Below are 24,904 nucleotides of genomic sequence, written 5' to 3'. Positions count from 1 at the left end.
TTATTGAAAAAAGGGCGTTAGTTTTTCTTCCCTGAAAGTAGCGCCTCTTTTAACGGGCCACTATACTTCAAAGGACAAATGAATGCTTGAAAGGAAGGAATGAGCTATGGAGAAGCTGAAGATCGGTTCGAAACAAATGGTTGTCAGTCCTCATTATCTCGCTTCGCTTGCAGGCAGCATCATCATGGAGAAGGGGGGGAACGCGTTTGACGCCGCTGTTGCAGTAAGCGCGTGCCTAGCTGTTGTCTATCCGCATATGACAGGACTCGGAGGGGATGCCTTTTGGCTGATGTATCACAATGGAAGCGGGGAGATCAAAGGGTACAATGGCAGCGGGCGGTCGGGGCGGAAAGCGGACCGGGATCAGTATAAAGGAGAGCGCGCCATTCCGGTCAGGGGCCCAAGGAGTGCGATTACCGTGCCGGGGATGGTGGACAGCTGGGCCGAAATACTGGCTGCGTACGGCCGTCTATCGCTTCGAGAGGTGCTGAAGCCGGCGATTATGTATGCAGAAAAGGGGTTCCCGGTCTCGCCTGATCAATGTCAAAACACGGTGAAAAACGCTGAATGGCTTTCCTGTATGCCGATCACTGCAGATATTTATCTTCCGGGAGGAAAACCGCCCTCTCCAGGTGAGCGTTTTGTGCAGAAAGAGCTCGCGCGCACTTTGACGTTGATCGCTGAGAAAGGAAGAGACACCTTTTATAAAGGGGAAATTGCCCAAGCTTTAGCAGCCTATCTCCAAAACAACGGGGGCATCTTGAACCTTGAAGATTTCGGGCTGCATCGAGGGGAATGGGTGTCTCCGCTTTCCTCCACATACAGAGGATATGCCATCTATCAAATGCCTCCGAATTCACAAGGATTTACCGGTCTTATGACATTGAACATTTTGGAAAACTACGACTTTGGCATGATCGAGCACGGTTCTTTCGAGTATTATCATCTGCTTATCGAAGCATTGAAATTAAGTTTTTCCGACTGCAACAAAGTATTGACTGACCCGGAATTCTCACAGATTCCGCTTGGACGCCTACTGGACAAAGAGTATGCCCGGGAGCTGGCCGCAAAAATCGGACTGCCGGCGCTTCAGGCGGAGAGCCGGCCGCTCGGCAGCGATACATCTTATGCAGCAGCAGTAGATGAAGACGGGAATGCTGTTTCGTTTATTCAAAGTTTGTATTTCGAATTCGGCTCAGGTGTGACAGCTGGAGATACCGGCGTCATTTTGCAGAACAGAGGGGCGTTTTTCTCGCTTGATCCCGACCATGTCAATACGCTGGAGCCGGGAAAAAGAACTTTTCATACGCTGATGCCCGCCATGGCGTTTAGAGGCGGCAAGCCGAAATTCCTTTACGGAACGCAAGGGCAAGGGGGAGAAGGACAGCCGCAGACGCAGACGGCTCTTATTACGAGAATGGTAGATTACGGGATGGATCCGCAAACAGCTGTTCATGAACCGAGATGGGTATGGGGCAGAACATGGGGAGAGCGGGTGGAAGGTGTAAGAATAGAAAGCAGAGTGGCGCCTGAAGTGATTGCAAAACTGCGAAAGCATGGGCATCATGTAACCGTTGTCGGTGAATTTGACGGGGTGATGGGTCATGCCGGAATCATTGAGATTGACGATCAAGGCTTCCTGAGAGGGGGGAGCGATCCGAGAAGCGATGGGGCAGCAATCGGCATTTAACTGCGTTTTCAAAACTTGCAAACGTCTATATGAGGAAAAAACCCCGTGAACAAGGAGGATTTGTCCACGGGGTTTTTTCTATACGGCTATGAGTGTTGATCTGAGATTTCGATGAAATGCTTAAGTGCCGGATTGCGGTTGTCCTTTCGATGTGCGGTAATCCATTCGGCGCGAAGGGGAAAGTCTTCGATTTCTTTGTATACAACATCAAGGTTAAATAATCGTTTAGCCGCCGTAGGCACGACGGCGATTCCCATTCCGGCCGATACGAGGCCGATCACCATTTGGTATTCTGTAGCTTCCTGGGCGATGTTGGGGATAAATCCGGCTTTTTCACACAAGAAATTGAATTCCGTGTATAAAGAGGGCCACGCTTCTTTGGCAATGACGATCAGCGATTCTTCTTCAAGATCCTTCAAATGTACCCGGGCTTTTTCTGTCAACGGGTGGTGTTTTGGAAGTGCAAGGACACAATGGCTTTTTTTTACCGTGTATGACTTCAGTTCGTCGTTTCCCAACGGGGGATGCAGCACCCCGATGTCAATATGCCCGTTTAGCAGTGCATCGATCTGATTGGGGGTTGAAAGCTCCCGAAGATCGATCTGCACGGACGGGAACCGGTTTCGGTATTCCCTGATGATGGGAGGCATGATCTCGTATGTTGCGGAGCCGACAAAGCCGATCACGAGTCTTCCCAGCTCCCCGCGGGCCGTCCGCTGAGCCATGTCGACGGCCTGATCAATCTGGGAAAGTCCTTCCTTGATTTGTTTTAAAAAGACCCCGCCTGCCGCCGTTAGCCTGACGGCTCTTTTTGACCTCTTCAGCAAGGTGACGCCTATTTCACTTTCTAGCTGTTTAATCTGCTGGCTGAGCGGAGGCTGAGTCATGTTCAGCCGAAGAGCTGCTTTTCCGAAATGCAGTTCTTCGGCAACAACCATAAAATAACGAAGATGGCGCAGCTCCATTAATCACTCATTCCTTTCTGAATGCGATTTCAGTCGTTTTACATATTAATTGTAAGACAAAGAAGTATTGGAAAACAATTTCCACAAGATGTATATTTAATAATACAATAATTTTATTAAAAATTCATTGTAAATGAATGAAAATGGAGGAGTGAGGGCTTTGAATAATGTAGCCGCTAAAAATGAAACTCTTACTGTAAGAGGAGCAGAGCTTGTGGTGGATAGTCTCATTCAGCAAGGTGTCACTCATGTTTTCGGTATTCCGGGAGCGAAAATCGATGCGGTGTTTGACGTATTGAAAGACAAGGGGCCTGAATTGATCGTTTGCCGTCACGAGCAGAATGCAGCATTTATGGCGGCGGCAGTCGGACGATTGACTGGAAAGCCCGGTGTTTGCCTGGTGACTTCAGGTCCGGGAGCGTCTAATTTAGCGACCGGTCTTGTAACAGCCAATACAGAAGGAGATCCGGTTGTTGCCCTGGCGGGTGCTGTAAAAAGAGCGGATCGTCTCAAAAAAACTCATCAATCGATGGATAATGCGGCGTTGTTTCAGCCGATTACGAAATATAGCGCAGAAGTGGAAGATGCGAACAACATACCTGAGGCTGTAACCAATGCATTCAGAGCGGCGGCTTCTGGACAGGCTGGCGCAGCGTTTCTCAGCTTTCCGCAGGACGTTACGGCCGGTCCGGCAACTGCCAAGCCGGTGAAAACCATGCCGGCGCCGAAGCTGGGCGCGGCTTCGGACGAACAAATCAGCGCGGCCATCGCCAAAATTCACAATGCGAACCTTCCTGTCGTGCTTGTCGGGATGAAAGGCGGAAGACCTGAAGCGATTGAAGCGGTTCGGCGTCTGCTAAGGAAAGTGAAACTGCCGTTTGTTGAAACATACCAAGCAGCGGGTACGCTGTCTCACGATTTGGAAGACCAGTACTTCGGCCGGATCGGACTATTCCGCAATCAGCCCGGAGACATGCTATTGGAAAAAGCGGATGTCGTTTTGACGGTCGGCTATGATCCGATTGAATACGATCCGGTCTTTTGGAATGGAAAAGGCGAACGAAGCGTGATTCATCTTGACGAAATACAAGCCGATATCGATCATGACTATCAGCCCGAAATCGAGTTGATCGGCGATATCGCAGAGACGTTAAACCATATTGAACATGATTCTCTGCCGGTTTCCATCGACGAGTCCTTTGCACCTGTCCTTGATTACTTGAAGAAAGCACTGGAGGAGCAAAGCGAACCTCCTAAAGAAACAAAAACTGATCTTGTTCATCCGCTGCAAATCGTTCGCGATTTGCGTGAACTGCTGAGCGATGACATAACGGTGACTTGCGACATCGGCTCCCATGCGATTTGGATGTCTAGATATTTCCGCACCTACCGTCCGCATGGACTGCTGATTTCCAACGGCATGCAGACGCTTGGGGTGGCTTTGCCGTGGGCGATTGCAGCAACGCTGGTCAATCCGGGACAGAAAGTCGTGTCTGTTTCCGGGGACGGGGGCTTCCTGTTCTCCGCGATGGAGCTTGAGACAGCGGTCAGATTAAAAGCGCCGATCGTTCACATTGTCTGGAATGACAGCACATACGATATGGTTGCGTTCCAGCAGGAGATGAAATACAAGCGGACGTCCGGAGTCGACTTCGGCGGAATCGATATTGTAAAATATGCTGAAAGCTTTGGTGCAAAAGGTTTAAGGGTCAATTCACCTGACGAATTGGCAGAGGTGCTTAAAGCTGGTCTTGATGCAGAGGGGCCTGTTGTCATTGATATTCCGGTCGATTACAGCGACAACATTCATTTGGCCGATCAGCGTTTTCCAAAAAAATTTGAGGAACATTTTAATAAAGAAGCCTCTAAGCAATCTTGATCACAGCATGTCCAGTCACAACGAACAAAATCAAGGGAGTGAAAAGAGGAAAATGAAAAGTGCAAGCAAACAAAAAATAATTCAGCCCGTTGATAAGAACCTCGATCAAGTCTATCAGGTCTCAACGATGGTATCTTTATTGGACGGAATTTACGACGGGGATTTTTATATGTCCGAAGCGAAGGAGCACGGAGACTTCGGGATCGGAACGTTCAACCGGCTCGACGGCGAGCTGATCGGTTTTGACGGTGAGTTTTACCGTCTCCGTTCCGATGGAAAAGCCTACCCAGTTCAAGGAAGCGATTGTTCTCCATTTTGCTCGCTGGCTTTCTTCCGGCCGGATATCTATCACGAAATCAAGCAGCGGATGCCGCTTGAGGCGTTCGAAGAAGAAATGAAACGGATCATGCCGAGTGAAAACCTGTTTTACGCGATTCGCATGGACGGAACCTTTAAGAAAGTCAAAACGAGAACAGTTGAACTTCAGGAAAAACCGTATGTGCCGATGGTTGATGCGGTAAAATCACAGCCGATCTTTGATTTTAATGATATTACGGGGACGATCGTCGGCTTTTGGACACCGCAATATGCCAACGGAATCGCAGTTTCCGGCTTCCATCTTCACTTTATAGATGAAGACCGCAATGTCGGCGGACACGTTTTCGATTATGAAATCGAAGAATGCACGGTGCAAATTTCTCAAAAACTCAATATGAACCTCAGATTGCCGAATACGCAAGATTTCTTTCAAGCGGATTTCAATAAACACGATCTTGCAGCCGGAATTGAAGCGGCCGAAGGCAATCCCGAGTAAATGAAAAAGCCCTCTTTGAAAAGGGGGCTTTTTTGCTTTCGCTAACCTTCCTTAAACATGTTGCACAGCAATGGTGCGCATGATGAGGACCGGAATTCGGCGCGCCGTTTTGCGGAAAGGGTCAGTCAGGATCGTCTATGTTCCTTTGCAGGCCGATCAGTCCCGGACGCTTGTGTTTGCTTATCCTGAAAAATGCCATTTGAGCCGGGCGGCAAGGGCTTTTATGGAGGTGGCCAAAAAAAATCAGACCTCCATGTATCAAGAGGTCTGATTTCACAGTTACTTTTTCGTTTCCAGTTTGAGCGGTGCGGGTATCGTTTTTTCAACTTTTTTGCCGTTCAAAATATCGCGGGCCGCTTGTACGGCGAGCTTGCCGATCAATTCAGGCTGCTGGGCGATCGTTGCCGACATGTCTCCGGCCTGAACCGCTTTAACCGCATCTTCATTGCCGTCGAAGCCGACGACAAGAATCTCTTTCCCTGAGCTTCTGATCGCTTCAATCGCGCCGAGCGCCATTTCGTCATTATGTGCGAAAACCGCTTGAATATCAGGGTTTCCTTGAAGGAGGTTCTCCATGACGTTCAACCCTTTTGTCCGGTCAAAGTCGGCTGTTTGCTTGGCGATCACATTCAGCTTGTCATCAGCGGTCTTATGAAACCCTGAGCCCCGTTCCCTTGTTGCCGATGCGCCGGGGACGCCTTCAAGCTCAGCCACTTTTGCGCCTTTGCCGAGCTGCTCCACAATAAAGTCCGCTGCCATTTGTCCGCCTTTTACGTTATCTGAAGCGACGAGCGTTTCTACTTTTCCGTTTTCGGCGGAGCGGTCAAGGGTGACGACCGGAATGCCAAGCGAATTGGCCGATTGGACTGCAGTTGAGATGGCGGAGGAGTCCGCCGGGTTGATCAATAAAGCGTCAACGCCTTGCTGCAGAAGATCTTCGACATCATTCGTCTGCTTTGCCGAATCGTCCTGTGCATCGACGACAATCACTTCTATCCCTTGTTTTTTGGCTTCTTTGACAACTCCGTTCTTTAATGAAACGAAAAACGGATTTTTCAAAGTTGAGACAGATAAACCGATTTTAATATCCGTTCCTTTTTCTTTATTCGGCTTTGCCCATTCCGGCGGCTCCAGCGAGCAGGCGGACAGAAACAGAAGCGCCAATGCGGTGAAAACCGTTAATGTTTTTTTCATCAGTATAGCCCTCCTTAAGCGGATTTCTTGCGGTCCAGCAGGACTGCGATCAAAATGACGACACCTTTGACGACCATTTGGAAAAAGGAAGAGACGCCAAGCAGGTTCAAGCCGTTATTCAACGTTCCGATGATCAGGACGCCGATGAGTGTGCCGGCAATTCGTCCTCTTCCTCCGGCAAGGCTTGTGCCGCCTAATACGACTGCGGCTATGGCGTCGAGTTCATAGGAAGTGCCTGCCGTCGGCTGGGCTGAGTTTAGCCGTGACGTCAAGATGGCTCCAGCCAACGCGGATAATAGGCCTGCAAGAGAATAAATCATCATTTTGACGCGCGGAACTTTAATGCCCGAGATCAAGGCCGCTTTTTCATTTCCGCCGATTGCATATGTGCGGCGGCCGAAAGGCGTTTTGTGAAGGATCACCCAGAGGATGATAAAGGCGGCTGCCATTGTAATCGCAGGGACGGGGATGCCTAAAAAGTAACCGCGTCCGAAAAGCTGGAAGCCGTAGTGGTTGCCGAGCCCTGTAATCGGATTGCCGTCTGTATAAACCATCGTCAATCCGCGGAAAATCGTCATTGTGGCAAGTGTTGCGATGAACGGGGCCATTTTACCTTTCGTGATTAACAGCCCGTTGACCAAGCCGAGCAGGGCTCCGATCAGGCAGCCGATGATGACGGCGAAAACAGGATCGATGCCGCCGGCGATCATTCCGGCGATCAATGCGCTTGACAGCGCCAAAATCGCTCCGACGGAAAGATCGATGCCGCCGGTTAAAATGACAAAGGTCATGCCAAACGCGATCAGCGCATTAATGGCGACTTGTCTTAACAAGTTTAAAATATTTAACGGTTCTAAAAAGCTCGGATTTAACAATGATACGATGACGACGAGAATGATCAGGCCGAGAAACGGACCGAGCTTTTGCATTACAGAATCAACATTAAGGCTTTTTTTCACAGCCGGTTGAGTTTTCATGTTACCGTCCTCCTGTAGCGAGTGTCATAATTCGTTCTTGCGTGGCATCATTTCTTGATAGCTCTCCGCTTAGCGTTCCTTCATGGATTACAAGGACGCGGTCGCTCATCCCGAGAATCTCGGGGAGCTCTGAAGAGACCATGACGATCGCGACGCCGCGGTCTGTCAGCTCGTTCATCAGCTGATAAATCTCCCTTTTCGCGCCGACATCGACGCCTCTGGTCGGCTCATCCAAAATCAGCACTTTAGGGCCGATGCCGATCCATTTGGCAATGACCACTTTTTGCTGGTTTCCTCCTGAAAGGTTTCGCGCGTGGGTTTCCGGCGATTCCGTTTTGATCGTCAGCCGCTTGATCAGAAGATCGACAAATTCCTGCTCGCTTTTTTTGTCAATCCATCCTTTCGGCGAAAAGCTGGCGAGATTCGGAAGGGCGATATTTTCTCTGATGGACGTGTCGAGCACAAGTCCTTCATCCTTGCGGTTCTCGGTAATAAAGCCGATTCCCTTTTGAACGGCATCGCTCGGTTTTTTGAGCGCCGCTTTTTTGCCTTCGATGAAAATGTCTCCCGAGTCAAGCGGATCGAGCCCGAAAACCGCTCTCATCAGCTCGGTGCGCCCGGCACCCATCAGTCCTGAAATCCCGACGATTTCGCCGGAGCGGACGGAAAAGCTGATATTTTGGAAGACTCCTTTTTTGGATGCCTGCTTGACTTCGAGGACGACGCGTCCCGGATTTGGCTGTCTTTCAGGATAGCGTTCGGTCAGCTCCCGTCCGACCATCTTTTTCACCACTTCATGAAAGTCGGTGTCGGGAATCCGTTTCGTGTCCACCGTTTTTCCATCGCGCATCACCGTGATCCTGTCGCAAATCGTGAAGATTTCTTCCATGCGGTGGGATATATAGACGATGGAGACGCCGTTTTTCTTTAATGCTCTAATGACGCCGAACAGTTTTTCAATTTCTCTTTCTGTCAACGCTGCCGTCGGTTCATCCATGATGATCACTTTCGCGTCTGTCATAAGGGCTTTTGCGATTTCGATCATTTGCTGCTGGCCGACGGAACAGTCTCCGGCTTCTTTTTCAAGAGAAATTGAGACACCGAGCCTTTCAAGCTGCTCTTTTGCTAGCGCTTTCATTTTCTTGTTGTTTAAAAATCCAAGTTTGGAAGAAAGCTCTCTGCCGATAAACAGATTTTCCAAAACGGTCATTTCAGGCCAAATGTTCAGCTCCTGATGGATAAAGGCGATTCCGTTCTGTTCGGCTTCCTTTGGATCTGAAAAATACGTTTCTTTTCCGTCGATCTCGATCGTTCCGCTGTCCAGCTTGTGAAGTCCAGTCAACAGATTCATGAGTGTCGACTTTCCGGCGCCGTTTTCTCCCATTAAAGCGTGGACTTCACCTTCTTGAAGCTCGAAGGAAACGCCGGACAGCACCTGGTTTTGGCCAAAGGCTTTAAAAATGTCCTTCATTTTAATATGCATGGGCTATCCCTTCTTTCCAGATGTAGAATGTAAACATCTAAAAGATCACTCCCGCGTGCAAGATGCAATTTGCATAAGGCGTTGCTTCCCCTGTGCGAATGACCGCTTTCGCCTGGCTCGTTGCCTTTTTGAATGCTTCGTGCGGGATATAGTCAATCTTTTGGTTTGAAAATTCCGCTTTTAAAAATGCGGCTTGACCGGGATTGACGCTTTCTATTTCTTGGGCTGCCGTCACTTTTTCGACAACCATTTCATCGGCGATGAGCTTTGTAACCTCTCGAAATCCGGGCGTACCCAATGTCAGTGCGAGATCGATTTTGGGGACGCCGGGCGGAACGGGCAGACCGGCGTCCGCGATGACGATGGTATCGGTATGCCCGAGATCGGCCAGCAATTTTGCGATATGGCTGTTTAATATTCCGTGTTTTTTCATGACAGTTCACGCTCCACTTCATCCCGTTTTGGCATGCCGCCTTGTGCGCCGAATTTCAGAACCGACAGGGAAGCCGCCCGGTTCGCAAAGCGCAAGGCAGATTCGATGCTTTGTCCTTCGGAAAGCGCGACGGCAAATCCCGCATTGAAGGTGTCTCCGGCGCCCGTCGTATCAATCGCATTGACAGGGAATGAAGGAACGACACGTTCTTCCAGACCATTGTGATAGCGGACGCCGTTTTTCCCTTCTGTGATGAACAGCTTCTCCGGATAGCGCTTTAACGCTTCCTCCCGGGACATGCCCTGAAACAGTACCGAAGCTTCATGCTCGTTTGGCGTGATGTAGGCCGCGTGTTCGACCGTTTCCGGGCGTAGCGGACGGGCTGGTGCCGGATTCAGCAGGAGAGGAATGCCGAGAGAGCTGCACAGTCCGCTGACATAATCGACGGTTTCTTCCGGAATCTCCTGCTGAATCAGAACGATGTCTGCCTGTTTAATCGCAGGCAGCGCTTTTTGAACGTATTCAGGTGTGACATGGTCATTTGCCCCTTTGACGACGATAATGCTGTTGTCGCCGTCTGCGAGAACGATATGTGCGGTTCCGCTTTCCTGACCTGTAACCGGTTCCACATAGTCTGTCAAGACACCATTGGCTTGAAAATTGTCGAGGATGGCTTTCCCGTAATGATCATCGCCGACGCAGCCGATCATATGGACCTCGGCGCCAAGCCGGGCCGCGGCTACCGCTTGGTTGGCCCCCTTTCCGCCCGGAACCGTTTTAAAAGATTCGCCAAGCACCGTTTCTCCGGCGGCCGGCCGCTTGGGCGATGTCACGACTAAATCCATCGAAGAGCTGCCGATCACGCATATTTTACTCATTGTCATTCCGCCTTTCTTGTCGTTTGTCTTTCAATAAAGGCAACCGGCATCTGAACTGCCGATTGTTCAATATATTCATTTTTCATTAATCTAAGCAGCAGTTTTGCAGCTTCTTTTCCCATTTCATAGGCGGGCTGCCTGATCGTTGATAAAGAGGGGAAAAGCAATTCGCTTTGCGGTATGTCATCAAAGCCGATAATCTGCAGTTCATCGGGAACTTTGATCTTCCGTTTTAAGGCTTCATGCAAAACGGCTGTCGCCACAATGTCATTGCTTGCGATCACGCCGTCTGTTTCCGGATATGTGCCAAACAGCTCCGCCGCCCGTTTTTGGGCTTCCGGAAATGAAAATGTCTCGGTTTTCATGACGTGAAAATCGATATCGGCTCCGCTTAGCACGTCCAGCGCTCCGTTGAAACGGTCTCTTGCAGTCTGAAGGTGAGCCGGTCCTTTAATCAGCGTAATCCGTTTCGCGTTCCTCTTGATCATCTCAGCCGCTGCGATTCTGCCTCCTTCGCGGCTGTCCGCAAATACAGCCGGCGCATTCTCGCCCGTCCGGTCAAGAAAGACGATCGGCATGGACAAGTCTTGATAATTTGGCGCATCCGGATAATTGGTCGCTGAAATGACTCCGACCACATGATTTTGTTTAAACGTCTGCATATAATCAAGCTCTTTTTCCAGATTTTCATCGCTGTTTCCAAATATGAGCCGAAAGCCGAGGCGGTGGATCTCATCTTCAACGCCGCGGGCAAGCTGAGGAAAGAACGGGTTTGTGATATCCGGCAGCAGCAGTCCGATCAGTCTGGACTCCCTTTTATAGAGAGACCTGGCTACTTCATTCGGGTGGTAATTCAGTTCTTCCATCGCTTTCAGCACGCGCGCCCTCGTGTCTTCATGAACGTATCCCGTCTCATTTAATACCCGGGAAACCGTAGCGACAGATACTTTTGCAGCAAGTGCGACGTCTTTAATCGTAGCCAAAAAAGCCTTCTCCTCTCTATTTGTGTAACCGTTTACATAAAGATTATCACGATCCATTTAAAATCACAATAAAAAAATGGATGAACACTGAAATTTTAGACCGGGCTGGGATATCGAGACATATATAGGGGCGTTTAATGGCGAATACAGTAACAATGAGAATAGTAAGAAAAATTAAAAATGTTAAAGTTTGATGAATTATCATTGAAAAAAATTAATGGCTTTTTAAATCCTAGGATTTTAACCTAAAATCTGAAGAAATAAGGTGGATCGAACGACTCACAAAATATTTGGATTTGTCAATGAATCCCGCTTTATGCTAAAAGAGATTTTCATTTTTTGATAGATGGTCTGATTGTCATAGGACGGATTTGTTTTGAAGAGGGAACATTGGTGACTTTTTAACCTGTTCGAAAAGAGCGAAAATACTAAAAGAAAAGAGAGATCCCGGCTGACAGCCCATTTAAAGGGGATTGCGGACGGGGGAAAAAAGAGATCCTGAATCCATCCTTCAACCTTTCATCTGAAATAGGGAGAAAAGTACAAAAATCATAATGTCGAATTTTGAAAGCGCATACTTAAAACGCTGACAAAAATCTGATAGGAATTAAGAACTTTCGATTTCCAAAAATATCAATAAAAAGATAGGCATTAATGACTCGGGCGAGGTGATCTTTGTCACGGAAAATTTCGTCGTCTTCTGTTACATAATGCCGATTGTGATTTCATAGTGAACCTATATACTGATGAATGAATTTACATATCAGATTCCAAGAAGGAGATGTAGACAAACAATGTGGGTAATGCTATTAGCCTGTGTGATCGTTGTTGGGATCGGCATTTATGAAAAAAGGCGCCACCAGCAAAATATCGATGCGCTGCCTGTCCGAGTGAACATCAACGGTATACGCGGAAAGTCCACGGTGACAAGATTAACAACAGGGATATTAATCGAAGCAGGCTACAAAACAGTAGGAAAAACAACCGGGACAGACGCAAGGATGATTTATTGGGACACACCGGAAGAGAAGCCGATCAAAAGAAAGCCGCAAGGGCCGAATATCGGAGAGCAGAAGGAGGTTATGAAAGAAACGGTGGAAAGAGGGGCCAATGCGATTGTCAGTGAGTGCATGGCCGTTAATCCTGATTACCAAATCATCTTTCAGGAAGAATTGCTTCAGGCTAATATCGGCGTGATCGTGAACGTGCTGGAGGATCACATGGATGTGATGGGACCGACTTTGGATGAAATCGCAGAAGCATTCACAGCAACCATTCCTTATAATGGACATTTGGTTATTACTGATAGTGAGTATACCGATTTCTTTAAGCAAATTGCAAAAGAAAGGAACACAAAAGTCATCGTCGCAGACAATTCTAAAATAACAGATGAATACCTCAGACAGTTTGAGTACATGGTATTCCCTGATAATGCGTCTCTTGCGCTCGGTGTAGCTCAAGCGTTGGGCATTGACGAAGAAACCGCCTTTAAAGGCATGCTGAATGCGCCGCCTGATCCGGGAGCCATGAGAATTCTGCCGCTGATGAACGCCAAGAATCCCGGACATTTCGTCAACGGTTTTGCGGCCAATGACGCAGCTTCCACTTTAAACATTTGGAAGCGTGTAAAAGAAATAGGCTATCCTACGGATCAGCCGATCGTCATTATGAACTGCCGCGCCGACAGGGTAGACAGAACACAGCAGTTTGCGGAAGATGTCCTTCCTTATATTGAAGCAAGTGAACTTGTGCTGATTGGAGAAACAACAGAGCCGATCGTCAAAGCATATGAAGCAGGCAAAATTCCTGCGGACAAGCTGTTTGATTTTGAGCACAAATCAACGGAAGAAATCATGTTCATGCTGAAAAACAAGCTTGAGGGCCGCGTTATTTACGGAGTCGGAAATATCCACGGAGCAGCGGAGCCTCTCATTGAAAAAATACAAGATTACAAGATTAAGCAGCTCGTTAGCTAGGAGGAAGAAAACACAATGTTTGGATCAGATTTATATATCGCCCTCATTTTAGGAGTCTTACTCAGTTTGATTTTTGCAGAGAAAACGGGAATTGTACCAGCCGGCCTCGTCGTACCGGGTTATTTGGGACTTGTCTTCAATCAGCCGATTTTCATGCTGCTCGTTCTTTTTGTCAGTTTGCTGACGTATGTCATCGTGAAATTCGGACTTTCCAAAATTATGATTCTATACGGACGCAGAAAATTCGCAGCAATGCTGATTACGGGAATTCTTTTGAAAATCGGTTTTGATTTTATATATCCGGTGATGCCGTTTGAGATTGCCGAATTCAGGGGAATCGGAATCATCGTGCCGGGGCTGATCGCCAATACCATTCAAAGACAGGGATTAACGATTACGCTTGGAAGTACGCTTTTATTGAGCGGAGCAACATTCGTCATTATGTATGCTTACTATCTAATCTAAAGTTAGGTGTGTCAAATCGATGAAAAAACAACTGAACTTTCAGGAAAAACTGCTGAAGTTGACGAAGCAGGAGAAAAAGAAAACAAACAAGCACGTCTTTATCGTATTGCCCGTTATTTTCTGTTTAATGTTTGTCTTTACTTGGGTCGGAAGCGCCAAAACTCCTTCGCAAATGGACAAAAAAGAAGATGCCAAGCTTACAGCTACTTTTGTTGGCGATATCATGATGGGAAGAAACGTAGAAAAAGTGACAAACTTGCACGGTTCGGAAAGTGTCTTCAAAAATGTGAAGCCGTACTTTAATGTGTCAGATTTTATCACAGGAAACTTTGAAAACCCTGTAACCAATGCAAAGGACTATCAAGAGGCAGAAAAGAACATCCATCTGCAAACGAATCAAGAATCAGTCGAAACATTGAAAAAGCTGAACTTCAGCGTACTGAATTTTGCCAACAACCATGCGATGGACTACGGGGAAGACGGTTTGAAGGATACGCTCAATAAATTTTCAAATGAGAATCTGGAGCTTGTCGGAGCAGGAAATAATCTTGAAGACGCGAAACAGCACGTATCCTATCAGAATGTGAACGGCGTAAAAATTGCAACGCTCGGTTTTACAGACGTCTACACAAAGAACTTTACAGCCAAAAAGAACAGAGGCGGAGTGCTGCCGCTCAGTCCGAAAATCTTTATTCCAATGATTGCGGAAGCATCGAAAAAAGCGGATCTTGTCCTTGTCCATGTGCACTGGGGACAAGAATATGACAATGAACCGAACGACAGACAGAAGGATCTGGCCAAGGCGATTGCAGATGCCGGAGCAGATGTCATCATCGGCGCTCATCCCCATGTTCTCGAACCGATCGAAGTGTATAACGGTACTGTGATTTTCTACAGCCTCGGCAACTTTGTATTTGATCAGGGCTGGTCAAGAACACGGGACAGCGCGCTTGTACAATACCATTTAATGAATGACGGCAAAGGGCGCTTTGAGGTAACGCCTCTCAACATTCGCGAAGCAACGCCGACGCCTTTAGGCAAGAGCGACTTCTTAAAACGAAAAGCGATCTTCCGTCAATTGACAAAAGGAACAAACCTCGACTGGAAAGAAGAGAACGGAAAATTAACGTTTGAAGTCGATCATGCGGACAAGCTGAAAAATAATAAAAACGGAGTGGTGAACAAATGAAATTTGTCAGAGCCATTTGGCCGTTCGTAGGTTTAGTTTTGATCATTGCATTCATGTCTGCTTTCAAGTATTCTGATGAATTGTCAAACGATGAAAAAGCTAAAATCTCTACGGAGATCCAAAAAGTGAATCAGCAGGATCAAACAACAGAAAACAAGCAATAACAGTGCAAAAGAGAGTGCCGCCGGCGCTCTCTTTTTTGTGTGCTGATCCCGGTTATAAAAGACCTGTGAAAAGCGGCCGGTTTGAAAGGGAAACACGACAATTTTCTTAACCGGTCAGTGTATAAAGTTTTATAGAAAATCAGGAGGATATATACATGGTTTTGGGGTTCATGTTTATTGTATTCTTTTGAAGGGAATAAAAACTGACAAATTTCGACTGAAGCAAAATTTGAAAATGCATCACCTTACCAATTCGGGATGGGAACCGCACCTCATGTTCATGACCTCTTTAGAATATTTCCCTTCATCTTTTTAATCCGCGCTTAGGTGAAAAAGCTGATCATGCTGTGCTGAGCGTTTCTTCTCGCTATGACGCTGCTGTACATGCAAAAAAAGTCCTTTAAATATCCCAGTTGAATGACGATGAAAGAGGAAAGAAGAGGAGGAACAGATCAATTGATAAAAAAAGCGGCAAACAAAAAGTTGGTTTTGTTTTGTGGAATTGCGGTGCTTTGGATGTCTTTATTTTTAACGAATCATAATGATGTACGCGCCGATACGATCGGCGAGAAAATAGCGGAAACTGCCAGACAGCTTGAGGGTGCGAAATACAGCTACGGCGGAGAGAAGCCGAAAACGGGGTTTGACTCGTCAGGCTTTGTGCAATATGTGTTTCAATCGCTCGATATTACGCTTCCGAGAACGGTAAAGGAACAATCGACTCTTGGGAGCAGTGTCGGCCGTCAGCAGCTCGAAAAGGGGGACCTTGTCTTTTTCAAGAATGCCGAGCTGGAATCGGACGGACCGACCCATGTCGCCATCTATTTGGGAAATGATCAAATCATCCACAGCACAAAATCAAACGGGGTTGTCGTGACAAAGCTTGAAGGCAGCTCTTACTGGAGCTCGGGGTATTTTAAAGCGAAAAGGATCACAAAAGAGCCTGAGATTTCGATGGATCCTGTCGTTCAAAAAGCAAAAAGCTATGTCGGTGTTCCTTATGTATTTGGAGGCAACTCTCCGGATCTCGGATTTGACTGTTCGGGGTTGACCCAATACGTCTTCAGAGAGGTGCTCGGCGTTTATTTGCCAAGGTCGGCTGAACAGCAATGGGCTGTCGGTCAAAAGGTGAAGCTTGAAGATATCCGGCCGGGTGATGTTTTGTTTTTCAGCAATACGTACAAACCGGGAATATCCCATAACGGCATCTATGCCGGGGGCGGGCGGTTTATCCATGCGAGCCGTTCAAATAAAGTGACGATATCCTACTTGTCGGCTTCCTATTGGCAGAAGAAGTTCACAGGAGTCAGACGTTTTGACAACATGTCCCTGCCAAAAAATCCGATTGTATCCGAAGCCATCAGGCATATCGGCGAAGTCGGTTATCAAAAAGGCGGCACATCGCCTAAAGAAGGCTTTGATACGGCTGGGTTTATCCAATATGTCTACAAAACGGCGGCAGGAGTGGAGCTTCCGAGGTATGCTGACAAACAATACAGCACGGGTAAGAAAATTACCAAACAGGAGCTTGAGCCTGGAGACATCGTCTTCTTTAAAGGAACCACTGTTATGAATCCCGCCATCTATATCGGAAACGGCCAGGTCGTTCTTGTCACCTTGTCTGCCGGTGTAACGACAGCAGATATGGAGACGAGCGCCTATTGGAAAGATAAATACGCCGGAAGCGTCAGAATTGAGTAGCAGAAACAGCAAAAAAACCGCTCGAAGATGGACTCGAGCGGTTTTCTTATTTATTGATATTCATTTTCCAGCAGTTTGTTAATGAAATAAGCGACGCCGTTTTCGTCATTGCTTTTCGTGATAAAGGTGCTGATATGCTTTAGCTCATCGATTGCATTGCCCATCGCGATCCGATGGCCGGCTTCCTCAAACATTGACAGATCGTTCGGGCTGTCGCCGATCGCGTAGATGTCTTTTTTCTCGATTCCATAGTGGCGGGCCAGCTCTTTTAAAGCGCGGCCTTTGCCGGATTCATCAGGCAGAATCTCGATGATATGTCTTCCGGAAGAAGTGAGTCCCAGTTTTGGAAAGGCAGAAAGATCATCTTTTGCTTTCTTCAGCTTTTCCATATCAAATGAGAAGCACAACAGCTTATAAATATGTTCGTCTCCGTTAAAAATCTCGCGAATGTCGGGGACGGGTTTGATGCCGAATTGTTTAAACTGAGTCAGTGCGCCTTGCCAAAGCGTATCCCTGTCTTCATCAGGGTTGGCGCTTGTGACGATATCGAGCTCTGCTTTAAGCTTCTGCTCTCCGTCATAAGGAGAAAGCAGCGCATCGTCCGTATAAACCTCGAAATAGATTTGATGATCTGTTAAGTATTGGGCGGCCTTTTTTCCCGCTTCCTTGTCCATTAGCGTTCTGCTTAGGAGTTTATAGTTGAAATCGTGGACCGTTCCCCCGTTTGCAGCGATAATCGGAATATCCAAATCGTTCAGAAGCGCTTTTACGTCAAATGTGGCCCGTCCCGTGCAAATGGTTACGATGCAGTCTGAAATGAGCGCCTTTTTGATAGCGGCCCGGTTTTCTGCGGATATTTTGCTTTCGGTATTTAAAAGAGTCCCGTCTAAATCGATCGCAATTAATCTCATTATGTAAAGATAACCTCCTGTAAGAGCAGTTTGCCGTTTTTCGGGAGGCGAAAAACAGCTCTCTTCGGCAGTATTCCCTAAAAAGACATGTTATGTAAAAGGCTAAACCTAAATTTAGATTTTTTCAATAGTAAATATTGAGTTTCATTAAAACAGAAAAAGGATGAATATGATTCATCCTTTTTCTAATTATACATCTAACTGCTGTTTTAATTCCTGCTTAATTTCGTTGAGGTTTTCCTGATCAAGCTGGAAATAGTAGACTTTGCCCGGTTGATAATCGCTCCCTTTCAATTGAAGGGTATCGACCGTTTGAATGGACGTCATAAACGGGATCAGTCCGATTGCATCATTCAGCGACAAGTTCATCGATACGTTCTTTCCGACTGTATCAAGGATATCGTCGTAAGCCGGAATGGAAGTAAGCGATTTGGATTTGTTGATAATCGATTTGATGACTTCCATCTGGCGCTCGCCGCGCTTCAAGTCCGTATCGGCTTTTCTCGTTCTTACATAAGCGAGGGCTTCTTCTCCGCCCAGCGTCTGCTCGCCTGTTTGAAGGTTGACTTTGCCTTTCGTATCCTTTTTAATCTGCCGGACAATATAGTCTTCTTTGATCGTGATCGGTACACCGCCGAGTTCATCAACTACTTCCTTGAAAGCTGAAAAATTGGCTTCCATGACGTAATCAACCGGAATGTCGAGCAGGTTTTCGACGGTTTCTGTACTAAGGTCGCGCCCGCCTAATGAGTGGGCATGCGTTATTTTATCGTAGCCGCGTCCGGGGATGTTGACATAGGAATCCCGCGGGATGCTCAATAGTTTCACCGATTTGTCTTTTCTGTTGAACGTGGCAAGAACCATCGCATCGCTTCGTTCTTTGTCCATGCTTTGTCCGGGACGGGCATCAATCCCCATCAACAGGATGGAGAAGTTATCTTTTTTAGGGTTGAACTCTTTAATCCGCTTGACGGACTGTTCACCTCTGGAAAGGGTGACTTGCGCATCTTTGGAGGCGTTCGCCACTTTATAGTACGCATAGCCGCCTGCGGCTGCCGTCGCCGTCAGGATTAAGGCAATGAAAAACAGTGAGTATTTCACCCATTTTCTTAGTCTCTTTTTCTTCGTTCGCTGCGATCGTAGCATGTATAAGCTCCTCTTTTATTTATATTGAAACGTACAATTGTTGAATAAGTCTAAATTTTAATAAAAAATAGTTTCCCAATCTTGGATTTTACAATATATTTGCTGTTTTGCATATGGGGATTCTCTGGAAATTCCGCGGGACTGATCATTTTGCCGCCTATAATAAGACGATATAACAGATAAAATGTTTCATATTTTTAAATTCCTTTTAATGGTACTCCGAGTTTCTAGAGGTTTGAAGAAAGCAAGACAAGGTTAAAGGTTAAAAGACGAGCCTTGGAGGAGGATATACTGTGATGAAGGGAAAAAGATCGAATGCCTGGCTTTATTTTTTTGGAGCCTTGGGCGGTGTGCTCTACGGTTATGATACAGGCGTCATTTCCGGGGCGATTTTGTTTATGAAAGATGAACTTGGGCTCAATGCCTTTACAGAAGGGCTGGTTGTCAGCGCAATATTAATCGGGGCGATTTTCGGATCGGGTTTGTCAGGCAGGCTGACAGACCGCTTCGGCCGAAGAAGGGCGATTATGTCAGCGGCTGTGCTGTATTGCATCGGGGGGCTCGGAACGGCCCTGGCGCCAAGCACGGAATATATGGTGGCTTTCAGGATCGTGCTCGGCCTTGCAGTCGGCTGTTCAACGACCATCGTTCCTTTGTACCTTTCAGAGCTTGCTCCGAAGGAATCCCGGGGCGCGCTTTCTTCATTAAATCAGCTGATGATTACGATCGGGATTCTGCTCTCTTATTTGATCAACTATGCATTTAGTGATGCAGGCGCATGGCGCTGGATGCTGGGATTGGCCCTTATTCCGTCAATCGGCCTTTTAATCGGTATCTTTTTCATGCCGGAAAGCCCGCGCTGGCTCTTAACAAAAGGAAAAGAAGAGAAAGCAAGGCGGGTTTTGTCAAAGATGAGAGGAGGAGAGCGGGTCGATCAGGAAGTCAAAGAAATTAAGGAAGCGGAAAAGCAGGACCAGGGGGGCTTGAAAGAGCTGCTGGAACCGTGGGTGCGCCCGGCGTTAATCGCAGGGGTCGGACTGGCATTTCTGCAGCAATTTATTGGAACCAACACGATTATTTACTATGCCCCAAAAACGTTTACGAATGTCGGATTTGAAGATTCGGCGGCCATTTTAGGGACAGTCGGCATCGGAACGGTCAATGTCCTGATGACGCTTGTGGCGATCCGCTTCATTGACAGGATTGGCCGGAAGCCGCTTTTATTATTTGGAAATGCCGGAATGGTCATCAGTTTGATCGTGCTTTCTTTTTCTAATCTCTTTTTCGGCAATACCTCTGGTGCGGCATGGACGACTGTCATCTGCTTAGGTGTGTTCATCGTCGTATTTGCCGTCAGCTGGGGGCCGATCGTCTGGGTGATGCTGCCTGAGCTGTTCCCCCTTCATGTCAGAGGGATAGGAACCGGAGTATCGACTTTAATGCTCCATGCAGGGAACTTAATTGTGACTTTGAGTTTTCCGGTCCTCATGGAAGCGATGGGCATCAGTTACCTGTTTCTGTGCTATGCGGCCATTGGAATCGCGGCCTTCCTGTTCGTCTTCTTTAAAGTAACAGAAACAAAAGGAAAAGTCTGGAAGAGATCGAGCAGGATTTGCGGGACAAGCACCGCGGAATCACGGCAACTGACACACAGCCGGTTGAACGATAGGCAAAAGGATGGGCAAGGCCCCATCCTTTTTTGTGTGAAGAGGCCGGCCGATCATGGCTGATCTCTGTTCTCTCCGTCTCCTGGCTGCGAATCGTCATGGCGCGGCAGATTGCCCGTTCTGATTGCCCGAAACACGAGAAAAAAAATAATGAAAACAACCAGTCCTCCGACCAGTATTTGCAGCAGCATCCCAACACCTCCGTTTTCTTCTATGTATGAATCATGGCCGTTCTACATGACGGCTAATGAAACGTTTGTTTAAAAAACTGAATAAGAACCCGGGTTTATCTCACACTAAAGTCAACTGAACGATAATGGGAGTGTGACGATTTGAAAGCCGTAACGTTTCAAGGGCCTCAGCATGTTGAAGTCAGCCAGGTGGAGGATGCCAAAATTGAAAAAAGCGATGATATCGTTGTCAGAATTACTTCTACCGCGATTTGCGGTTCGGATCTCCATCTTTATCAAGGGAATTTCCCTCTTCCAAAAGGCTTCCAGCTCGGCCATGAACCGATGGGAATTGTAGAAGAAACAGGACCTGATGTAACAAAAGTGAAAAAAGGAGACCGGGTTGTCATCCCGTTTACCGTTGCCTGCGGACATTGCTTTTATTGCGAAAACAAGCTGGAAAGCCAGTGCGACAATGCCAATCCCCATTATGATTCAGGCGGGTATTTTGGCTACTCGGAAAAATTCGGGAATCACCCTGGCGGACAGGCTGAATATTTAAAAGTGCCGTTTGGCAATTTCACGCCGTTTGTCATTCCTGAATCATGCGAGATGGAGGACGAGTCGCTTCTGTTTTTATCAGATGTCCTCCCAACCGCGTATTGGAGCGTGCTTCACGCAGGCGTCAAAAAAGGGGACACTGTCATTGTGCTCGGCTGCGGGCCGGTTGGATTAATGGCGCAGAAGTTTGCCTGGATGGAAGGGGCGAAGCGGGTCATTGCAGTAGACTACTTGGACTACCGCCTAAAGCAGGCTGAGGCATTAAACCGCGTTGAAGTATTTGACTTTACAAAATATCCTGATATGGGCGAGCATTTAAAGGAGATTACAAAAGGCGGGGCGGATGTCGTGATCGACTGCGTAGGGATGGACGGCAAAAAATCTCCGCTTGAGTATCTGGAGCAAAAACTGAAGCTTCAGGGCGGCACGCTCGGACCGATTCAAATTTCTACAAAGGCGGTCAGAAAGTGCGGAACCGTACAGATTACGGGGGTATATGGAAGCAATTACAATATGTTTCCGCTCGGCGCATTCTTTTCCAGAAATGTTACGCTAAAAATGGGGCAGGCTCCGGTCATCCATTTGATGCCGGAGATTTACAAGAAGATCGAAGAGAATCAATTTGATCCGAAGGAAATCATTACGCACCAGCTTCCGCTTGAAGAAGCCGGCCGCGCTTATCATTTGTTCAACGACCATGAAGATGATTGCATTAAAGTAATTTTGAAGCCATAGCGATGATAAAGGCTGCCGAGCTACCGGCAGCCTTTTCCTCGCATTACCTTGCCAGCCATCCGCCATCGACGGCTAACACATGTCCATTCACATAATCGGATGCCGGCGACGAAAGGAATACGGCGGCGCCGGCAATGTCATCCGGCTGACCCCAGCGCTCGGCCGGAATCCGTTTTAAGATTTCGGCATTGCGGTTTTGATCGTCGCGGATCTGCTTTGTATTGTTCGTCGCGATATAGCCCGGAGCAATCGCATTGACCTGGACATTATAAGCCGCCCATTCATTGGCAAAAGACTTCGTCAATCCGGCTACTGCATGTTTGCTTGCCGTATATGCAGGGACAAGAATGCCTCCTTGAAATGAAAGAAGAGAGGCAATATTGATGATTTTCCCTTGCTTTCGCTCAATCATCTGCCGGCCGATAGCCTGCGTCAGCAAAAATAAGCTGTTCAAATTGACATTGATCACCGCTTCCCAGTTCTCCCGGGAAAAATCAGCCGCTTTTTCTCTGCGGATCGTCCCGGCGTTGTTAACGAGAATATCAATTTGATGGCGGTCAGGCACCTCTTTTGCAAAAGCCTCGACCTCGTCAAGGTTGCCCATATCAAGCTGATAAGAAGTAAACGTTCTGCCGGCTTCTTCGATCAGCCGCTTTGTTTCATCAAGTCCGCTCGTATGCGAAGTGCCGATGATATCCGCTCCCGCTTTTGCCAGCGCTTCGGCAATCCCTTTGCCGATTCCCGTTCCCGGGCCTGTGACAAGCGCCGTTTTGCCTTCAAGTGAAAAATACGATTCAAGATATCCCATCTCACGTTCACGTCCTTACCGAATGACATTCATCGGGACAGCATCCATGTCCTTAAATGTGTAGTTTTCTCCGGCCATCGCCCATATAAAGCAGTAGTTGGATGTGCCGGAGCCCGAGTGGACAGACCACGCGGGTGAAATGACAGCCTGTTCGTTCCCGACGACAAGATGCCGGGTCTCCGTCGGTTCGCCCATGAAATGAAACACCTTTGCATCCTCAGCAAGATCAAGATACAGGTAAACCTCCATCCGCCGGTCGTGGACATGCGCAGGCATTGTGTTCCATGTGTTATTAGGTTCAAGAAACGTAATGCCCATCATCAGCTGGCAGCTTTGAATGCCGTCTGCATGAATCACTTTGTATAGATTACGAACATTTGAAGAGGCTTCTTCTCCTAAATGATCGTATGGGAGCTCTGAAAGAGAAGCTTTTTGCACCGGATACTTTTGGTGTGCCGTCGCCGAGATGAAATAAAATTTGGCCCCGCCTTCATTCAAGCTTGAGAAGAAAACGTCTTTATTTCCCAGGCCGATATACAGAAAGTCTTTGTGCTCCAGTACGTATTCTTCATCACCGACTTTAACCGCACCGGGCTTGCCGACATTCACAATCCCGATTTCGCGCCGTTCTAGGAAATAGTCCGTTTTTAAAAAATCGCCGGCATCGAGCGCTATGGACTCCTTTACTGGAACGGCTCCGCCGATCACGACCCTGTCTTCATGCGAATAAAACATATTCAGTTTGTTTTCAACAAACAATGACTCTATTAAAAAATGCTCGCGAAGCTCTGCGGTTGTGAATCGTTTCGCTTGTTCTGGATGAACAGAATAACGATTTTCCATACCTTCTCCTCCTTGAATTGGACGTTTTTAGACTGACTTGAATGAAGTGCCAAAAGTTTTTGGTAACGGTTTCAAACATGAATTTTAAAGTAAATAATGGAAAGCGTCAACAGTCTTTTCACTTTTTTCTGAATATTGTAAAGGACAATGCTGAAATATTAAAAAAGACTCTTCCAAATTTTAAATGATGTGATATGCTGGTGGTATAAAGTTTTTGAAATCGGTTTCAAATCATAAGGTTATAGGAGTACTTGAATGAAGGATAAGCAAACAGCGAAAGTAACCATCAACGAAGTCGCCGCACATGCAGGCGTATCAAAATCAACGGTTTCCCGTTATATCAACGGGAAGATTGATGCCATTTCACCGAAAAAGGTGAAAAGCATCAAAAAAGCGATCGAGGAGCTCAATTACCGCCCAAGCCAGATGGCACAGGGGCTGAAGGTGAAAAAAAGCAAAGTTATCGGATTTTTGGTCGCCGATATTACAAACCCGTTTTCAGTAGCCACCTTGAGAGGGGTGGAAGAGGTTTGCGATCAGTACGGATACAGCATCATGGTCTGCAACACGGACAACAGTCCTGAGAAAGAAAGGGAGATGCTGCACAAGCTGAACGCGCATTACATTGAAGGGCTGATTATTAATACGACGGGAAGGAACAACGATGTGCTCTTGGATTTAATCAGCCAGGATGTATCGATTGTGCTCGTTGACCGGAAAGTGCCCGGGCTCAAGATCGATGCAGTCACAACGAACAACCGCGAAGTGACAAGTCAAATCGTCAATCTCATGTATGACAAAGGCTATGCCCAGGTCGGTCTGTTTACCGAACCGATTAAGGGAATCAGTCCAAGGGAGGAAAGGGCCTCCGCCTATACAGAAATCGCGCTGGAACGAAACGCCGGCGGTACCCCTCTCGTATATGAGGCTGACGTCAAAGACAAAGAATCTCTATTACAGTCCGTCAAAAGCTTTTTGGAAATGAAAGAAGGGAAAAAAGCCATTCTTGGAAACAACGGGCTTCTGATGCTGAAAATCATCAGCTGCCTTTATGAGCTTGGCATTTCAATTCCGGAAGATGTCGGAATTGCCGGATTTGATGATACAGAATGGTATAAATTGATCGGTCCGGGCATTACGACCATCGCCCAGCCGTCGCATGAAATGGGCAGGGTCGCCATGGAGCGGATCATCAAACGGATTGAAGGAGACGAAAGCGCCCCGCAGACGATTCAGCTTGAGGCGGAGCTTGTTCTCAGACAGTCGCTGTAG

23 protein-coding genes and 1 pseudogene are annotated in these 24,904 nt (G+C 47.3%); 12 read left to right on the top strand and 12 right to left on the bottom strand.

Annotated elements, in window-relative coordinates; all coding sequences use genetic code 11:
• The first annotated feature begins 106 nt into the window (after positions 1–106).
• Positions 107–1,690, top strand: a complete 1,584-nt coding sequence (gene ggt, locus TRNA_RS40435; protein ID WP_009329704.1) for a gamma-glutamyltransferase — start codon at positions 107–109, stop codon at positions 1,688–1,690.
• An 86-nt stretch (positions 1,691–1,776) separates the two neighbouring features.
• Here the strand turns inward: ggt and alsR are convergent, their stop codons facing one another.
• Positions 1,777–2,655, bottom strand: coding sequence for an acetoin biosynthesis transcriptional regulator AlsR (alsR, locus tag TRNA_RS40430; protein ID WP_003185852.1), 879 nt, complete (start codon positions 2,653–2,655; stop codon positions 1,777–1,779).
• A 160-nt stretch (positions 2,656–2,815) separates the two neighbouring features.
• Here alsR and alsS point away from each other — a divergent pair, with 160 nt between their 5' ends.
• The 3 genes from alsS to TRNA_RS40415 all read left to right on the top strand — a co-directional run bounded on the left by alsS (position 2,816) and on the right by TRNA_RS40415 (position 5,619).
• Positions 2,816–4,534: an acetolactate synthase AlsS gene (gene alsS / locus TRNA_RS40425; protein ID WP_003185851.1), complete on the top strand. Its 1,719-nt coding sequence runs from the start codon at positions 2,816–2,818 to the stop codon at positions 4,532–4,534.
• Positions 4,535–4,586: 52 nt separating this feature from the next.
• Entirely contained in the window at positions 4,587–5,348 is a 762-nt protein-coding gene (budA, locus tag TRNA_RS40420) for an acetolactate decarboxylase (protein ID WP_003185849.1), read from the top strand.
• An 82-nt stretch (positions 5,349–5,430) separates the two neighbouring features.
• Positions 5,431–5,619 carry a hypothetical protein gene (locus TRNA_RS40415; RefSeq protein WP_016885697.1) on the top strand — a complete coding sequence of 63 codons (189 nt, stop codon included), beginning with the start codon at positions 5,431–5,433 and terminating at the stop codon, positions 5,617–5,619.
• A gap of 8 nt (positions 5,620–5,627) precedes the next feature.
• Here TRNA_RS40415 and rbsB read toward each other — a convergent pair whose 3' ends face one another.
• Genes rbsB through TRNA_RS40385 form a run of 6 tightly spaced genes read right to left on the bottom strand, consistent with a single transcriptional unit; the run spans position 5,628 to position 11,296 of the window.
• Positions 5,628–6,542 (bottom strand): ribose ABC transporter substrate-binding protein RbsB, encoded by a 915-nt coding sequence (gene rbsB, locus TRNA_RS40410; RefSeq protein ID WP_003185844.1) that lies wholly within the window; start codon positions 6,540–6,542, stop codon positions 5,628–5,630.
• A 14-nt stretch (positions 6,543–6,556) separates the two neighbouring features.
• Positions 6,557–7,519 (bottom strand): ribose ABC transporter permease RbsC, encoded by a 963-nt coding sequence (rbsC, locus tag TRNA_RS40405; RefSeq protein WP_003185842.1) that lies wholly within the window; start codon positions 7,517–7,519, stop codon positions 6,557–6,559.
• A 1-nt stretch (position 7,520) separates the two neighbouring features.
• Positions 7,521–9,002 (bottom strand): sugar ABC transporter ATP-binding protein, encoded by a 1,482-nt coding sequence (locus TRNA_RS40400; protein ID WP_009329702.1) that lies wholly within the window; start codon positions 9,000–9,002, stop codon positions 7,521–7,523.
• Between the two features lie 37 nt (positions 9,003–9,039).
• On the bottom strand, positions 9,040–9,435 hold the full coding sequence (rbsD, locus tag TRNA_RS40395; protein ID WP_003185838.1) for a D-ribose pyranase: 396 nt from the start codon (positions 9,433–9,435) through the stop codon (positions 9,040–9,042).
• Positions 9,432–10,313, bottom strand: coding sequence for a ribokinase (gene rbsK, locus TRNA_RS40390; protein ID WP_011198371.1), 882 nt, complete (start codon positions 10,311–10,313; stop codon positions 9,432–9,434). The genes rbsD and rbsK overlap by 4 nt, the downstream gene beginning before the upstream one ends.
• 2 nt (positions 10,314–10,315) lie before the next feature.
• Positions 10,316–11,296 (bottom strand): LacI family DNA-binding transcriptional regulator, encoded by a 981-nt coding sequence (locus TRNA_RS40385; protein WP_003185835.1) that lies wholly within the window; start codon positions 11,294–11,296, stop codon positions 10,316–10,318.
• Positions 11,297–12,090: 794 nt separating this feature from the next.
• Between TRNA_RS40385 and pgsB the strand changes: the two genes are divergently transcribed.
• From pgsB to TRNA_RS40365, 5 genes are all read left to right on the top strand, one after another.
• Positions 12,091–13,272, top strand: a complete 1,182-nt coding sequence (gene pgsB / locus TRNA_RS40380; RefSeq protein WP_003185833.1) for a poly-gamma-glutamate synthase PgsB — start codon at positions 12,091–12,093, stop codon at positions 13,270–13,272.
• 15 nt (positions 13,273–13,287) lie between these two features.
• Entirely contained in the window at positions 13,288–13,737 is a 450-nt protein-coding gene (pgsC, locus tag TRNA_RS40375; RefSeq protein ID WP_003185831.1) for a poly-gamma-glutamate biosynthesis protein PgsC, read from the top strand.
• A gap of 19 nt (positions 13,738–13,756) precedes the next feature.
• Positions 13,757–14,926, top strand: a complete 1,170-nt coding sequence (locus TRNA_RS40370) for a CapA family protein (protein WP_003185829.1) — start codon at positions 13,757–13,759, stop codon at positions 14,924–14,926.
• Positions 14,923–15,090: a hypothetical protein gene (locus TRNA_RS43985; RefSeq protein WP_003185826.1), complete on the top strand. Its 168-nt coding sequence runs from the start codon at positions 14,923–14,925 to the stop codon at positions 15,088–15,090. Before TRNA_RS40370 ends, TRNA_RS43985 begins: the two co-directional genes overlap by 4 nt.
• Positions 15,091–15,546: 456 nt before the next feature.
• The gene (locus TRNA_RS40365; protein WP_003185824.1) at positions 15,547–16,791 is read left to right on the top strand and encodes a C40 family peptidase; all 1,245 of its coding nucleotides are present in this window, start codon (positions 15,547–15,549) and stop codon (positions 16,789–16,791) included.
• A gap of 50 nt (positions 16,792–16,841) precedes the next feature.
• On the opposite strand, the gene TRNA_RS40360 is transcribed toward TRNA_RS40365, so the two are convergent.
• Positions 16,842–17,702 carry a Cof-type HAD-IIB family hydrolase gene (locus tag TRNA_RS40360; RefSeq protein WP_011198370.1) on the bottom strand — a complete coding sequence of 287 codons (861 nt, stop codon included), beginning with the start codon at positions 17,700–17,702 and terminating at the stop codon, positions 16,842–16,844.
• A 189-nt stretch (positions 17,703–17,891) separates the two neighbouring features.
• The gene (locus tag TRNA_RS40355) at positions 17,892–18,848 is read right to left on the bottom strand and encodes an LCP family protein (protein WP_003185816.1); all 957 of its coding nucleotides are present in this window, start codon (positions 18,846–18,848) and stop codon (positions 17,892–17,894) included.
• A 296-nt stretch (positions 18,849–19,144) separates the two neighbouring features.
• Between TRNA_RS40355 and TRNA_RS40350 the strand changes: the two are divergent.
• A pseudogene (locus TRNA_RS40350) lies at positions 19,145–20,517 on the top strand (sugar porter family MFS transporter).
• A 51-nt stretch (positions 20,518–20,568) separates the two neighbouring features.
• On the opposite strand, the gene TRNA_RS43980 reads toward TRNA_RS40350, so the two are convergent.
• Positions 20,569–20,706 carry a hypothetical protein gene (locus TRNA_RS43980; RefSeq protein WP_021837766.1) on the bottom strand — a complete coding sequence of 46 codons (138 nt, stop codon included), beginning with the start codon at positions 20,704–20,706 and terminating at the stop codon, positions 20,569–20,571.
• A 141-nt stretch (positions 20,707–20,847) separates the two neighbouring features.
• Between TRNA_RS43980 and TRNA_RS40345 the strand changes: the two genes are divergently transcribed.
• Positions 20,848–21,981, top strand: a complete 1,134-nt coding sequence (locus TRNA_RS40345; RefSeq protein WP_003185809.1) for a zinc-dependent alcohol dehydrogenase — start codon at positions 20,848–20,850, stop codon at positions 21,979–21,981.
• 43 nt (positions 21,982–22,024) lie between these two features.
• Here TRNA_RS40345 and kduD read toward each other — a convergent pair whose 3' ends face one another.
• Together kduD and kduI are read right to left on the bottom strand one after the other, a co-directional pair.
• Entirely contained in the window at positions 22,025–22,789 is a 765-nt protein-coding gene (gene kduD, locus TRNA_RS40340; RefSeq protein WP_003185807.1) for a 2-dehydro-3-deoxy-D-gluconate 5-dehydrogenase KduD, read from the bottom strand.
• A gap of 15 nt (positions 22,790–22,804) precedes the next feature.
• Positions 22,805–23,632: a 5-dehydro-4-deoxy-D-glucuronate isomerase gene (kduI, locus tag TRNA_RS40335; RefSeq protein ID WP_003185805.1), complete on the bottom strand. Its 828-nt coding sequence runs from the start codon at positions 23,630–23,632 to the stop codon at positions 22,805–22,807.
• Between the two features lie 255 nt (positions 23,633–23,887).
• Here kduI and TRNA_RS40330 point away from each other — a divergent pair, with 255 nt between their 5' ends.
• Complete coding sequence (locus TRNA_RS40330; protein WP_003185803.1) at positions 23,888–24,904, top strand: LacI family DNA-binding transcriptional regulator; 1,017 nt, start codon at positions 23,888–23,890, stop codon at positions 24,902–24,904.

Source organism: Bacillus licheniformis DSM 13 = ATCC 14580 (assembly GCF_000011645.1).
GTDB classification, from domain to species: Bacteria; Bacillota; Bacilli; order Bacillales; family Bacillaceae; genus Bacillus; species Bacillus licheniformis.
This window is presented reverse-complemented; position numbering and strand designations above follow the sequence as displayed.